The sequence below is a fragment of the Vibrio sp. vnigr-6D03 genome, assembly GCF_002835515.1.
Taxonomy (GTDB): domain Bacteria; phylum Pseudomonadota; class Gammaproteobacteria; order Enterobacterales; family Vibrionaceae; genus Vibrio; species Vibrio penaeicida.
Genome location: NZ_PIZL01000001.1, coordinates 367,485 through 382,218, shown reverse-complemented (window position 1 = coordinate 382,218; position 14,734 = coordinate 367,485). Strand labels below are relative to the sequence as shown.

The window sequence follows — 14,734 nt, the reverse complement described above, 5'->3', positions numbered from 1 at the left end:
AATTTTCGATAATTTAATTGAACAGATAATTTATAAATTAAATAAAATAGGAGGTGTTATTAAAGATGGAATAATTAGTCAGTTTAAGTATATAAATAGTAGATATAAATATCAATTGCAGTCCTTGAGCTAAATCTCTAGGATTTAGGGTTATATTACCTTAAAAATATTGATTCTAAATTAAGACTCAATAACTTAAGTGTTGATTCGCTTAAGGCGCTTAATTATGCCTGAAATTCTTTATTCATACTCCGGGCAATTTTTATTTCACTAAAGTCAACTTGGCTTGTTTTAGTGAATGATTGATTTGATTTGAGTTGTTCCACGTGAAGTACAGAGACTACCCGCTAAGAACTTGATGAGATTTTATTAAAAATATTATGGGTGATTTGGCTGGGTATATAGGAAATAAATACATTTAAGGAATTAAAATGAAAGTACAAGTAAAACTTCTCAGCGTATTAATTGCAGGTGCATTCAGTTCTGCTTTTGTTCAGGCAGACGACAATTCAGTGAGCCCTCGCATCATTGGCGGTTCAGAAGTCGCGCATTCTACCGTTCCATATCAAGTCGCACTACAAACACCTTCTGGTTACCAGTTTTGTGGGGGAACCATTATTGCACAAGACTGGGTACTGACGGCAGCTCACTGTGTTCAAGGTAAATCGGCAAGTGGCGTACAGATTCGAATTGGCGCGTCTGACCTTAGGACATCACAAGGTGAAACACACAATGTCTCTCAGGTACATGTTCATGAACGCTACAACTCGTCTAGGTTAACCAGTGACATTGCGTTGCTGAAACTTTCTACTCCAGTTTCTTCGAAATACCAAATTGCAAAACTGCCAACGCCGCAGCTAAAGGCTCAGCTTGCTTCCGTTGGGAAAACGCTAAAAGGGTCGGGGTGGGGGAGGTTTAGTACCTCTTCCAATGCTGGTAGCCCAGTTCTTAAAGCGGCAGATCTACCTATCATTTCAAACGCAGAGTGTCAGCGTGTTATGGGGACAGGGCCAGTAAGCGACGACTTTATTTGCGGTTATAAACCACGAAACAGTGTCTGTAATGGAGACAGTGGCGGCCCGTTTGCAACGAAATCTGGCAACGACTACTACGTATTTGGGGCAGCAAGCTGGGTAACTGCAAATTGTACAACGGGCAGTGCCTACACCAACGTGACTAAGTTTGTTCCTTGGATCACGCAAAAATCTGGCGTGACGCCGGATGGTGGTACCACGACACCGCCAGCAGATGCCTGTTCAGGCGTCGCTTCATGGGAACTGTACAAACAATACAGCCAAGGTGATCGCACGATTGCAAATGGCACCTTGTTTGAGGCGAACACCAACCACTGGGGCATCAACCCATTCAGTGATTACTGGGGTTACTGGGACATGATTCAAACCTGTAACTAATACATATGAGCCAGCTTCATATTGAAGCTGGCGACCCAAATCTCGTTAATTCGCTCGAAAGAGCACAATCAATCGTTTGAAAGGATAGTCAAAATGAAAGGAAAACAAAAACTGCTCGCGGCTTTAGTGATGGGGGCATTAGGGGCTACACAAGCTTACGCAGCAGAAGCTAATTCTGTAGAAGACAAGGTTCAGCCAAGGATTATTGGTGGTTCGGAAGTCTCACATTCAACGGTGCCTTATCAGGTTGCATTAACACGGAACAGAAACCAATTCTGTGGCGGTACCTTGATTGCACCGAACTGGGTGTTGACTGCCGCACACTGTTTAGATGGAGTATCAGCAAGCCAAATGCAAATTCGCATCGGTGCTACAGACTTGCGTACCAATCAGGGTGAATACCACAATGTATCTCGCATTCACGTGCATGAGCAGTGGAGTGGCAATGTCACCCGTGGTCGAGATATTGCTTTGTTGAGATTGTCTTCATCGGTGAGTTCTCAATACAAACCTGCGAAATTACCGACTCCTGCATTAAAGGCACAGTTGGCATCTCCGGGTAGCGATGTAAAAGTATCTGGTTGGGGGCGTTATACACGATCTTCCAGAGCTGGAAGCCCAGTTTTGAAAGCGACAAACTTGCCGGTGATCAGTAATGCTCAATGCAGTAACTTCATTGGTCACAATACCCCTACTGGGCAAGTTCCAAGCGATAATATTTGTGGCTACGATACGCGTTCAACAGCGTGTCATGGCGACAGTGGTGGTCCGTTTGTTAAGCAATCTGGCGGCGATTTCTATGTATTCGGTGCCGTAAGTTGGGGATCACCGCAGTGTGACAGCGCAACGGCATTTGCAGATGTCACACAATTTGTTCCTTGGATCACTCGCAAATCGGGCATTTCGCCAGATGGCGGAACTACGACACCACCTGCAGATGCGTGTTCAGGTGTGGCATCTTGGGAACTGTACAAGCAATACAGCCAAGGCGATCGTGTGATTGCTAACGGGTCTCTGTTCGAGTCCAATGTTAGCCAATGGGGTGTAAACCCATTCAGCGATTACTGGGGTTACTGGAACCTAGTCCAAACGTGTAATTAATTCGGCGCGTTTAATTTCTCAAGCGAGATAGTTTTAGTTCACGCTATGAGAATCAGCACACTATCGGCTTCTTCGGAAGCCGTTTTTAGATCTGCTTGCAAAGGGATGATAAGAGTTGTAATCCTTGCTCTATTTTATGTGCAATATTTTTATCTGGTGTCGCTTGGTACTTCTGGTAGTGCAAATTGAGCCACCAACACTGGCGAATCACAATAAGCAAAGGCAATATACTGAGGTCTATTTGTTCTGGTTCTTGTACATGCTCTAAGTACCCAGAAAGCCCTGCATGCCAGAGTGGGGAAGACAGCCGTTGCGATAGTGTAGACCATATCATTGTTGCAAGATCGTATTCCCTTGGTGCCAAAACCACATCTTCAAAATCCATCCAAAGCCATTCATGTTGCGGCGTCACTATGCAGTTAAGGCGATGCGCATCACCAATGCAGACCTTACTCGGTGTTTGCTTTAATTTAGGATCTTGTTGCACCTTCTGATCTCCTTGCAGTTTATGCTCTCGTAGCAATAGAGACGAGTGGTAAGCCCGCCATATGTCGTCGAAAAGGGTTGGTGTGTTGAAAGGGAGCGCATGATTATGTACCGCATTTGTCGGATCGGAGCGCACAAACTGTTCACATTGTTGGATTTGCGCTTTTGTGTTGAATTCTGAGCAGCGAGTTTCTAGGGTAGGTATTCGGTCAAAATGAGCGTGCAGTTCAGCAAGAGATTGCCCCAAAAGGAAAAAATCGTTGGGGGTATTGTCTGGGTGTTTGCCTTCAATAAACGGGCGAACCAGCACATAACCCTGTCTTGAAGGTTCGTTGGAGGGGCTATTTTTGCTGATGACACTTCCCCATACATTTCCGTGAAGCGTGATTTTAGGGGCGCAATAGGGCAGCCCAATCCATTGATATATTTCGGCTTCATGGCAAAGTGTGAAAGGGGGAGAGCTTTGGTGTTTCACTACCCAATCACCGTGTGCGTCACGCAATTTGTAGAGCTGTGCTCTGCCCTTGGCGAGCGGCTCGATGGCTTTGATCTCCAATTGGTAATCGGAGATCAAAGCGTTAGTGAGCGACGGCGGAATCATTCAGTGCCAAACGCCGAATACAAGTGTGCGGCACAAGCGCTGGGCATTTCAGGATACCGAGAAGTGCCTATACTCTTATCTTGCTCATTGATGGGTGGACCTTGCGTAGCCCACTGGTTGATCAGATCTTGTGATTTAGGGTTACTTAGCAAGGTTTCTTCCAACGGTTGGTAGATGTCGCCTAAGCAAAACTCTTCCAACCCGACCAAGCTCATGCACGGGTAAATTAACCCGTCGTCGTCGACACACAGTTTCATTCTTCGAAAGCACGCCATCATGGTGTCTGTGTTGTTGCCCATTGTTTCGTTAACTTGAAACCACTCAATATTCCCTCTATTCAGCCACTGCTCATCAAAAATATTGAGTTGGCTCATCACCGAGTACGAAGCAATAAAGGCGATGTTTTTGTCTCGTGATAATGCTTCTAGCCCTGCTTTTATCTGGCTTGCCTTTTCTGGAGTATCAACGTCGGTTGCTAAGATAACCAAACAAAACAGTTCAATGGAATCCGCTTGCTGCATACGTCTTAGGAGCGTTGAGTCGGTGTGAAAAGCAGCGGCTTCAACCGTAACGCTAACACCAAATCCCGCTTGATGAATACCCGAACTGACGTTGATAATTTCGTCTAGCCTAGGCACTACACTATCGCCAGAAAAAGTCACGTCTCTGTCGTACATACAATGAATATTGCGGCTTTTCGAAATACCGACACTTTCTTGAAAAAACTGATCGTAGGTTTTCAGCCATTTAAGGAAATCATCGTAGGGAGCAACTTCATAATTTCTCTGAGATATCATCACTAATGACCGAAGCCATTGCATGGGGGTATCACATTTCCAAGGTTGCGCACTGACTGGGCTAACCTCCGTGATTTTAATTCTGTCCATAATTTGCCTCTTTCAGCTCTTCTAAACTTTGTAGCATTTTAGATAGCGCTAATTTTGTACTGACGTCGTTAATGCTTTTTATAACTTCCACTGCCTCGGGGTTAGAAAATATCTTCCAACACAGCTGGCACATATTGGTGAACTTATCGCCCACCGAGATACCCGCTGCTTCCAATACCGGAAGAAATGTCCCTGGTCCTGAGAACACCAACATTCGAATGATGGGATCTCTATTCATCCTGTTTGTGATGTTCACGATGGACTCTTGGTTAATATTCCCTAGCTTGTAAAGCTGAGTTTGATCAAAGCCCGCGCAGCATGGTGAAACGTACCCAGCCGCATTTATGGTTAAATTTAACGAGCTATGACAACTCCCTGATTCTGCATTTTCAGATTCGTATATTTCCTCACTTTCGATTTGTTTCTCTGCCCGACCTGTTCGGAACACGGGAGATGAGGTGATGCGATTTACTCGCGATACCGCATCTGGCGCGAGCAGTTTCAGAGCTTCTCCTACGTGGTGTTTCTTAGTGGTGAGCAGCCGAAGATTGATATCAATACCCGCATTAGATAAAGCAACGAGTGCATTTGATACGGCGATAGGGTTGATGTGTTCGAGATGCCAATAGTCCCAACTGATTTCCGCGCTGGTAAGCCCTGCTTCTTTCAATTGGTCGGCGACGCGTTGGGCTTTCTTCGCATTTTCACCCCAATACGCGTTGGTCGTTACGGTGATATCGAGAAAGCCAGCCTCTTTACCGGTTTCAACGAGCGAGAAAACATCTTTGTGGCGCAAGAAGGCTTCACCCCCTGCGATATGTAAGCGTCGAGTTAATGTTTCAATTTTGGGTGCTTCACGTACAGCCTGAAGGAGCTTTTCCATGGATATAGAGTGAAGACCTAGCCTATCCGATCCTTTAGGACCGGAACTTTGATAGCACATTGCACACTGAGCGTTGCAGCGGTTAGTGGTTTCTACCACTAAGCCGCTGTATCTTATTGGCATCCAGTGAACAAGTGACGTTATGATGTCTGCTTGTTGCATGGAGCCTCCTAGCGCATAAATGCACCTCTATTGATGCTTCTCAGCCTTGTGACGTCTCTAATTCCCGTTCGATCATGGAACTTGATTCGACCGGGTAAAAACGTGCCCTTGCCTAGCCCTTGCAACTCGTACAAATCGGCTGCACGACCTGCCCTGACAAGCGTAACCACCATCGTTACAACAACAGCCGCCGCAACAACAACTGCCGCTGCTGCTGCAACCACAGCCGCTGCCGCCGCCAAACCGGGTCCTTCGCCAATAACGGGGCCAGCTAAGTCTGTTGGGGGTTTGTTCTCGAAACGGTTACGAATATCGATGATGTCTTTGGTCACATGAATGCCCGCTTCTTCAGCGAATTCGACATCTAGATTGATGTCGAAAAGCGTCTGATTAACGGTTTTAGCCACAACGTTAGGATGGAGCAAAACACCATGTTCAACTGAGTAAGTCTTAGGGTCAGACAAAAACTTCTGCGCTTCATCCGGCTTTTTTATTAGCTCTTTGATGAAGGCGACTTGTCCTTCCAAAGGTGTAAACGCAACATTGTTCAACTTATCCAGTTTTACTTTACGGGATTTTGCCGTTGATTTGTCAAATTCATTGACCGAACTTGTTTCATCAGGCATGTTATCTCCTTGTTATTGTTGATGTTATTCCATTGATTACAATCCAACAACGACCAATGAAGATGTCGTAAAAGCGCACTTGTAAGCAAGTACGCAATGGATAACTTAGTCTATAAATAGAGCTCGTAAAATGAACAATGTAAGAATATTAGCGAGTTTTTATATAATGTTTATTCATGTATCAATAATGAGATAAAGAGACATAGATGAATTATCAATATGATATTGATAACATATTGAAAAGTAGGCTAAAGTGCCTTCAAACTTAATCAAGGCTAAGGAATAGTGGATGCGCGACTCGCTCAGACAAAAAGTGGTACAGGTATGCAACAAAAAAATTGCCCAAAAAGGCGATAACGTGGGCGTATCTTTTTATGCATTCTTCGCGAATAAAAACGATGATCCGGAGTTACTAATGGAAGCCGCAACATGGTGGATTCAGACTCACAAATTGGATCACTTTGAAAAAGCACACAAAATCATCGCAATGATAGAAGAGGGTAAATAACCTGAACTCAAGATAACAGAATGCTTTCGAATGGCTCGTGGCTAGTAAAATAGCCCCATACCTAAACCACCGAAAGATGATTACCTAGAGGTGGTTTGAGGACCGTTTCAAATAGATTGTGTAGGCTTTAAATTGGCCACTCAAACGATGTTTTTACTCATTGTTGCAGGGCATACATATAGAAATTACTCAGAAGAATTTTCGTTCTATCCATCCGTTTTCTCTTGCTGGAAATTGAGACTTTAATCACACTTTTTTATTATTTACAAAATTAAGCCTAATCAATTGATTAGTGAGATCTCACTCGAATATTCAAAATAAACCAATAAATCTATATAGGGCTCAAGTGTGAATACTCTATGTGGTATTGAATATTACCAATGTAATATTTGTGAAATAATGTGCTTACAAACAAATCAATAGCAACGAGTTGTTGAGTAAATCTTATTCGAGAGTGTGTTAAGTTTTCTACACGTCATTATTGTTTTACATGAAACTAAATTTTAAAATTCTTTCCTTATTGGCTCAAATTCTGTTTTTAACGGCTTTCTTTAAATTTACGATCCTTCTCATTAAATTTGATGAGCCTCTAAATTATTGAATTATAAGTAACAATCTTACGCCATGCTGTATTTAAGTTTGTCAATATTTAAATCTCATTTGTTTGACATTTACTGTCTTTATTATAAGAATTAGCGACATTCGTCCCATGTTATAAATTTGTGCGACGAGCATTCGAAAATGGTTCGTTGTTAAAAAGAGACAAATGTTGATGAACATTAAAAGGGTATTTCTGCTAAGTGCGGTAAGTACTTTGCTAACTACAGGGTGTCAAAACACTCAACAAGTGCGTCAGAGTCGTGTTTATGACCCTACAGTGATTCAATCTAATGAATTGCCTATTTTGGTCGTCAATCAGGATGGTGAGCGCAGTTATCGTCAAGTTAGGAAAACCGAAACATGGTTTTGGACACGTTTGAAAAACGATACCTACTTACCTGGAGAAAACCTGGTTATTCAGGTGTTGGGAGAAGCTCCGTTAGAGCAGCCGCCGAGTATGTTTGCCTTTACGATCCCAGAGAAACTGGGCACATTGTCAATGAATCCACTGGGGCCGTTTCAATCTTGGACAGATACAAAAAAGAGTGGGGAGCGCTGTCTTTCTGCCCGTCAGAACGCCAAAAGAAGTGGTCAGTGGATTTCCATATTTACTCGCTATTGCACCTCCAACCCTAACCAAGATCTGACTTGGATCGAAAATTACAAACCGTCTATTCTGCTAGAGAAATACTAATATGAACCCCGGCTTAACAAAGCAGATCTTCAAAGGTCTGCTGATGCTTTGTGCACTCTACGCATTGTACATTTTGGCGACATTAAACATTTCAACAGAGACACATATTTGGCTTGCGTCCAGTGCCTTTGTTTTATTACTGCTCTTGTCCAAGAACCTATCGACAAGAGCCACAACATTCATTCTGATCATTGGCGCCTTCATTTCGTTTCGTTATATCTATTGGCGATTTCAAGAAACACTTCCTTGGGAAAGCAACCTCGATCTGCCGTTTGCAATGCTGCTTTTTATCGCGGAGTGCTACGGAATCTTGGTTTACATGATGGGTATGTTTGTAACGGTTAAGCCTTATGAACGGAAACGCGTTCCTTTAAATATAGATGCGCATTTACCCACTGTGGATATCTACATCCCAACCTACAACGAGCCTATGGATGTTGTAGGTCCCACCATTTTGGCTGCATCTCGTTTGGAATACCCTGGTAACTTCCGCGTTTACGTTTTGGACGATGGCGGCACACACCAAAAGCTAAATAATGAGAATGCAGAAGAGGCGAGCGAAGCGCATAGCAGAGCTCAAGCACTGAAGGCATTTTGTGAAGACGTTGGTGCAAGTTACATCACGCGAGAAAAGAACGTTCAAGCCAAAGCTGGGAACATCAATCATGCTTTGGAGAAAACATCTGGCGAGCTTCTTTTGATTTTGGATGCCGACCATGTACCAACGCGTGATTTTCTGATGAACACAATCGGCTTGTTTCAGAAGGACCCGAAGCTCGGTTTTGTTCAAACTCCGCATTTCTTTGTTACCCCTGGACCCGTCGAACGAAACTTGGGTATTGAAGATAAAGTCCCTTCAGAAAACGAAATGTTTTACAACAAGACACTAGTTGGAATGGACTTCTGGAATGGTTGCTTCTTTTGTGGGAGTGCAGCGGTTATTCGCAGAGTGGCGCTTGAAGAAGTGGGAGGTATATCCACCAAAACCATCACGGAAGACGCGGACACTGCGTTAAACATGCACTCCAATGGATGGAGCAGTGCGTATCTGAATATTGCAATGGTAGCGGGGTTATCTCCGGATACGTTTGGTGCTTACGTTACTCAGCGTTCTCGCTGGGCGCAGGGCATGATACAAATATTCTTACTGAATAACCCTTTGTTTAAAAAAGGCTTATCGGTTCCTCAGCGCATTTGTTACCTAAACTCAACGCTATACTGGTTTTTCCCAATTTTCCGTTCGGTGTTCCTTGTATCGCCACTGCTTTATCTCCTGTTTGATTTGCAGATATTTGTCGGGAATACGAAAGATTTTCTGATTTACGTTGTACCACATCTGGTGATCAGCGTAATGATAACGCAACGATTGTTTGGCAAAACACGACGCGCATTTTTCTCTGAACTCTACGAGACTGCCCTATCGATATACCTCTGTTTTCCGACGCTTTCTGTATTACTAAAACCGAAGAAACCCAGTTTTGTGGTGACGCCAAAGGGAGAAACAACACAAAAAGTGTCGTTCTCCAAGCTTACGCCTTTCATGGCATGTTTGTTCGGCTTAGTTGTTCTGGCAGAGGTGTGGGGGATTTACCGTTACGTGAGTTTTCCTGCCGAGCAAAGCCAACTTATGCTGGTGATCTTGTTCAACACCTTCAACTTGATTTTGATTGTATTGTGTTTGGGAGCAATGCTCGAAACACAGCAGCGTCGGAGCGAACCAAGACTGCTGGTGAATGAAAAAGCGGTTATCAAGGATGGAGACAAACGCTTCAATGCCACACTGAACGATATTTCACTGAAAGGTGCGAGGCTGACCTTGAGCAGTGTAGAGCATGATATTTTGTCGGGTGATATTGTCACTGTTTCTTACTTTACCGAGAGCGGGCAAGCCGAGAAAGGTCGAAAACCACGCTATAAAATCGTCAGCTTAAATATGCGTGTGGTAGCGGTTAAAAATGGTCAACAAGGTGTACAGGTGAGCTGTGTTTTGGTTAGCCAAGAGGCTGATGACATGCAAATTCAATACGCTAAGGCATATGGGCAAAGCCGACGATGGAGCCAGAGAAGGGAATATGAAGAAAGCTTGAAGCAAGGCGTTTTATCCTCGGTTATTGGGCTTTTCTCATTGGCGTGCCAACACCTTACTCGAGTATTAACGACGTCCGTAAAGCAAAAAGTTGAAACATCAAAGGTTCAGAGTAAAAAGGAGTTTCAAGGTGAATAGGTTTTTTAATGGGAACGGGCTCTTCGCTTTCATTTTGCTGTTCACCAGTTGTTTGGTACAAGCAAATAAAACGGTGGAAATTCCACTCGCTTACGCGACCGACAATCAAGGTGACATTGTCCTTCGTGGTCAAAACCAAACCATTTCTATCCCTATATCGATTCTTGACGGGCAAGAGGTGGAAGAGATCGCGTTGTCATTGTCGATTTCCAATAATAACGATATTGACCAAACGTTGCTTTGGGTGGCAGCAGGGAATAAGACGCTCGCAAACATTGAACTAAAGCAGCGTAGCCAACGCCAAAATATACGTATTAAGATTCCACCAGCACTGATTTCTCAGGAAAATCCGCACCTGATTTTGCGGGTGCAGCATCTTCTTAAGGACGCCAAGGCAACGGTTAACTCCACATCGTTGAGTACACTTGTGAGTGGTGAGCATTCATTTTATTCACTTATGTACTCCGAAAGTGCATCGCTAGAAAGCCAAACGCTTATGTCATTTGATGAGATGGTGCAAAGTGATCAAAATTACAATTCGAAAGTGTATTTGGTTTCGCTAATTGACCGTAACCCAACACTAGCGTTGGGGGCTGCCGCTTCTATTGTGCAAGGTTGGGCGCTCAGAAGCGGGTCAGAAGATCATCAGTTTGACTATCGATCCGAAGGGATATCGGGTACGCAAAGGACAATTCGTACGGAACTGACTGGACCAACAGTCGTATTTGGTAACAAGGAAGCGTTGATAGAGCAGGGTTGGATTGATAACACTATTTATCAAAGTATCACTGGTCCATATTTAGGCACGGGGTTATCGAAAACGGGGATAGAGTGGTTACTCGTGGTTTCCGGTAACAGCGATCTCGATGTAAAACGCGCCGCACATGCATTTGCAAATAACACTCGAGACCTGCCCGATACGCGGCATATGGTGATACAGAAAATTGAATCTGCACAAGATCGTTTTCTAAAAAGTGATGAGACTTACCGGTTGTCTGAATTTACGAACCAATCGGATCTCACTCATTCGCCGCTGGAGCTGCGATTAGTGATGCCTAGCAATATTTTGTTTGGCACTGAAGATACCGCGAAAATCAATTTGCTTCTTGCTCATACTCGTGTTGCACCTGGAGAAGGGTCGATGATATTGCGAGTGAACGATAAGTTCATCAGTAGTATGACATTACGATCCAGTTACTGGCGCGACAGTCAGCATTACCGCTTGAATATTCCGATGCGAGATTTTAAACCTGGCATCAACAAGGTGAGCGTAGAAGTTTATGGACCAATAGATATTCGCAGCCAACAGCGTCGATTCACGGCAACGATGTCTGAAAAATCCAATGTTAAGCTGGGATCATGGGTTCACTTCATTCCTACTGAGAACCACCAAGTTGCCCCTACCGACTTTCTCGCATTGACGGACAATAATGGCAAATCGGCGCAAATTACTGTCGACAAATCCGATCCTATACAAATGAACAATCTATGGAGGCTGCTGAGTTATGTGTCGCATCGAACCCAGCAGACCGCATCTGATCTGCTGATTACAGACACCGAAAAACAGCAACGTGAATTTCAGGTGATGCTTCGTCAGCCCCAAAAAAATAGTGAACAAAGCATCCAAGAAGAGGGTCGATTGGCTGAAGTGAAACAGCAATTGTTCGATTACGTTGCCCATGAACAGAAAATAGCAAATGAAGAAAGGCAGGAACAGCAAGAGTCAGAATACGCTGTGGTGGAGTCGCCTTTTGAATTTGAAGCGGAAAAGCGTGCTTTTGTGAAGCACAACAATGGTAACGGTTGGTACCGAATACAATTGCTGGAAAGTACCGAATCGCAATTTGATGAATTCCTTAAAAGTGAGCCAACACAAACGCCATCCGGCTTGCTAAGCGAACGAGACTTTTCACGCAGTATCCATCAATTCATAAAAGCGATTTTCATTGGTTACCCAATTGGGCTGGCGTTAGCGGCATTATTTATCATTTGGTGTATGTCTTCGATTGTTACCCGATATCTTGAGGAGCGAAAATGCGGATAAAACGATCCATTTTAGTCTTGTCAGTACTCTCTTCTATTTGGGTGAGTAGTGCGAGCTTTGCGTCATCGCAATGTCATAGCGATCAAAGTATGTGGAGCACGTACAAATCCAGTTTTATTACACGCAATGGTCGAGTCATAGATAATGCCAACAAACACATTTCGCACAGCGAAGGTCAGGGTTACGGCATGCTCATTGCCGAGTATTTCGGTGACCAAAAGACATTTAGAAAACTTTGGAGTTGGACTCAAAAACACTTAAGCCGAGATCAAGATCCTCTGTTTTCATGGAAATGGCAGTCCAACCCCCCCCATGTACCCGACAAAAATAACGCCAGTGATGGCGATATTCTTATTGCTTGGGCGTTGTTACGAGCGAGTAAACGTTGGCCAGGTCATGGGTATCAATCCAGTGCCAAGGAAATCATTCAAGAGCTACAGCATTCTCACCTAAAAAGCCGAAAAGGTGAGGTGGTTCTCTTACCTGGTAGCTATGGGTTTGAATTCAGTAGGCGAACGGTTGTTAATCCGGCGTATTGGGTCTTTCCCGCATTTGATGATTTCAGCCAATACAGCGATCAGTGGAAAGCGTTGTCGGAAAGTGGCGTGGCGATGCTAAACGCAAATCTCTACGGTCACCATTTGCTACCACCAGATTGGTTGGAAGTCAGTAAAAATGGTTGGAAACCCGCTCAAAATTTCCCGCCTCAGTTTAGTTACTCAAGTTACCGAGTGCCACTCCATTTGGTGTGGGGAGGGCGTTCTCATCGAATCAATTGGCTTTATAACAATTGGTTGGAAAGCAGTAACAAAGCGTGGGTGGATGTGACAACAGGAGAGTTAGCACCTTATCCACCTCCAGAAGGTGCAACCGCAATCGCTCAACTGGTCGAACGCGCCAGTAAACCAAGCGCCTCTCAAAAAGGGATCTCTGTGCATCCTAAAGGAAAAGATTATTACTCCGATAGCTTAGTGCTGCTATCGCACATTGCTTACAACGAAAGGATTTGCCAATGAAACGTTACCTTGTCATCGCAGCACTGATATCCCTGCCTGTACATGCGCAAAAACAACAAGACGTTACTGTTTTCGACGAGCGAATTGTTGTCGAAGTGAGCTCAGAATCTCAACCTGAGTTTGATGAAAGTTTATATTGGGAAGTGCTAAACAACAAAGGTTGGAAACAAGCAAAAGAAGCATCGAAGGGGCTGAATATTTCACCTGCACTCAAAGGGGAAATTGATTACAAAGAGTCTCTTGAACGTTTGAGTCACCTTGTTAAGAAACGCAGAACAAGTGACGCCAATACTTTGGTTCTTGCTCATCCTGAGTGGCGCACTTGTGACCGTATTCAATGGCTTTGGTTGGATTTAAAAAATGAAAGCAGCACGGGGTACGGAAGCAACGCGAAATCTAAATATCAATTTATTCTCGATAGCTGTGAAGGGCATGAGCTAAGTACCACGCAAAAGCTACTCAGTTGGACTGGGCAAAGTGCACAGAATGACATTTTGGCAAGATACAAAGCGGCTCCCAATTATAATGCAAAAGCGGCGGCTAAAATCCAGCACGATTTGAAAATGGGCAGATTCACTGCGGGTAAAGCCAGCGTAAGTGAACTGGCGGAGCTTGAAAAAATCGTAATGCGGAAAAAAGACGCGGAACTTGCCGAATTGGTTGCTTGGAAATACCTTGAAAATCAGCAGCCTTCAAAAGCACTAGAGTGGTTTGAAACGGCAATCGGCTGGGCAGGACCAACAGACAAGCGCATCGAAGGAAAATTGTTGAGCCTTCAACAAATGGGCGAGCAAAACCGCCTTCAAGTCGAATACAAGATTTGGTCGAAAGAATACCCTGCCATCGCTAAGTGGGATATTGGTTCCGATGAGGAAATGGATTTGGCGTGTGAAGAGTCCACCGTTAAATGTTTACAATCTTTGCGTGATAAGCCTGAATTGTCTGCGCAGGAATACGCGTTGAAAGGATGGAAATTATACGAATTATCGCGTCCGATGTCGGCAAATGTGGCGTTTGAAAAAGCCATTAACCAAATGTCACCTGCTGATGAAGAGTGGGACTTAACTCAATACGGTTACATGCTTTCGTTGGAACAATCGGGTTATGCCGACAAAGCCGATCTCCTTGCCCAGCAAATAAATGATTCTGATAAACGTCGGAAAATAGACAAACAAACCGCATTAAAACAAGTGTACTTCGCGTTCGACAGCAAAGATTACGATGAAGCCCTATCTCGGATTAATGAGTATGAAGAGTTGTATGGAAAAGAGGTCCAGCTGATTGAAATTAAAGCTTGGTCACTTTATAACAGTGAACGTCAAAAAGAAGCATTGAGTGAATTCGCAGTACTCGCTGAAGCTTTCCCACATGATGAAAAAATGCAGCATTCTTATTTGGTTATCAAATGCAGTGTTTACTCACATAATTCAGAGTGTCGGAAGTTAGGTTATTAAAAAATGTTGAAACCCCTCCTGCTTTGGAAGGTTTTT

Annotated in this window: 12 protein-coding genes; 8 read left to right on the top strand and 4 right to left on the bottom strand. The window is 43.9% G+C overall.

The annotated features are described in order from the left end of the window. Nucleotides 1-431 precede the first annotated feature (431 nt). Both CW749_RS01690 and CW749_RS01685 read left to right on the top strand, forming a co-directional pair. Nucleotides 432-1,412 carry a serine protease gene (locus CW749_RS01690; protein ID WP_101110140.1) on the top strand — a complete coding sequence of 327 codons (981 nt, stop codon included), beginning with the start codon at nt 432-434 and terminating at the stop codon, nt 1,410-1,412. A 93-nt stretch (nt 1,413-1,505) separates the two neighbouring features. Continuing rightward, entirely contained in the window at nt 1,506-2,513 is a 1,008-nt protein-coding gene (locus CW749_RS01685; RefSeq protein ID WP_101110139.1) for a serine protease, read from the top strand. 85 nt (nt 2,514-2,598) lie between these two features. Here CW749_RS01685 and CW749_RS01680 read toward each other — a convergent pair whose 3' ends face one another. The 4 genes from CW749_RS01680 to CW749_RS01665 are packed head-to-tail and all read right to left on the bottom strand — an operon-like array spanning nt 2,599 to nt 6,158. Further along, the gene (locus CW749_RS01680) at nt 2,599-3,600 is read right to left on the bottom strand and encodes a phosphotransferase (RefSeq protein WP_101110138.1); all 1,002 of its coding nucleotides are present in this window, start codon (nt 3,598-3,600) and stop codon (nt 2,599-2,601) included. Continuing rightward, nucleotides 3,597-4,487 carry a hypothetical protein gene (locus CW749_RS01675; protein WP_101110137.1) on the bottom strand — a complete coding sequence of 297 codons (891 nt, stop codon included), beginning with the start codon at nt 4,485-4,487 and terminating at the stop codon, nt 3,597-3,599. The genes CW749_RS01680 and CW749_RS01675 overlap by 4 nt, the downstream gene beginning before the upstream one ends. Continuing rightward, the gene (locus CW749_RS01670; protein WP_101110136.1) at nt 4,474-5,532 is read right to left on the bottom strand and encodes a radical SAM/SPASM domain-containing protein; all 1,059 of its coding nucleotides are present in this window, start codon (nt 5,530-5,532) and stop codon (nt 4,474-4,476) included. The genes CW749_RS01675 and CW749_RS01670 overlap by 14 nt, the downstream gene beginning before the upstream one ends. 8 nt (nt 5,533-5,540) lie before the next feature. Beyond that, on the bottom strand, nt 5,541-6,158 hold the full coding sequence (locus CW749_RS01665) for a hypothetical protein (protein ID WP_101110135.1): 618 nt from the start codon (nt 6,156-6,158) through the stop codon (nt 5,541-5,543). Nucleotides 6,159-6,447: 289 nt separating this feature from the next. Here CW749_RS01665 and CW749_RS01660 point away from each other — a divergent pair, with 289 nt between their 5' ends. The 6 genes from CW749_RS01660 (at nt 6,448) to CW749_RS01635 (ending at nt 14,698) form a co-directional block, all read left to right on the top strand. Then, a complete protein-coding gene (locus CW749_RS01660) occupies nt 6,448-6,666 on the top strand; it encodes a DUF6500 family protein (protein WP_101110134.1) in 219 nt (72 codons plus the stop codon). 772 nt (nt 6,667-7,438) lie between these two features. Further along, nucleotides 7,439-7,960, top strand: a complete 522-nt coding sequence (locus tag CW749_RS01655) for a hypothetical protein (protein WP_101110592.1) — start codon at nt 7,439-7,441, stop codon at nt 7,958-7,960. A 1-nt stretch (nt 7,961) separates the two neighbouring features. Beyond that, complete coding sequence (gene bcsA / locus CW749_RS01650; RefSeq protein WP_101110133.1) at nt 7,962-10,184, top strand: UDP-forming cellulose synthase catalytic subunit; 2,223 nt, start codon at nt 7,962-7,964, stop codon at nt 10,182-10,184. Beyond that, complete coding sequence (locus CW749_RS01645) at nt 10,177-12,228, top strand: cellulose biosynthesis cyclic di-GMP-binding regulatory protein BcsB (RefSeq protein WP_101110132.1); 2,052 nt, start codon at nt 10,177-10,179, stop codon at nt 12,226-12,228. The genes bcsA and CW749_RS01645 overlap by 8 nt, the downstream gene beginning before the upstream one ends. Further along, nucleotides 12,219-13,244, top strand: coding sequence for a glycosyl hydrolase family 8 (locus CW749_RS01640; RefSeq protein ID WP_237322281.1), 1,026 nt, complete (start codon nt 12,219-12,221; stop codon nt 13,242-13,244). The genes CW749_RS01645 and CW749_RS01640 overlap by 10 nt, the downstream gene beginning before the upstream one ends. Beyond that, complete coding sequence (locus tag CW749_RS01635) at nt 13,241-14,698, top strand: hypothetical protein (RefSeq protein WP_101110131.1); 1,458 nt, start codon at nt 13,241-13,243, stop codon at nt 14,696-14,698. The genes CW749_RS01640 and CW749_RS01635 overlap by 4 nt, the downstream gene beginning before the upstream one ends. Nucleotides 14,699-14,734: the final 36 nt, after the last annotated feature.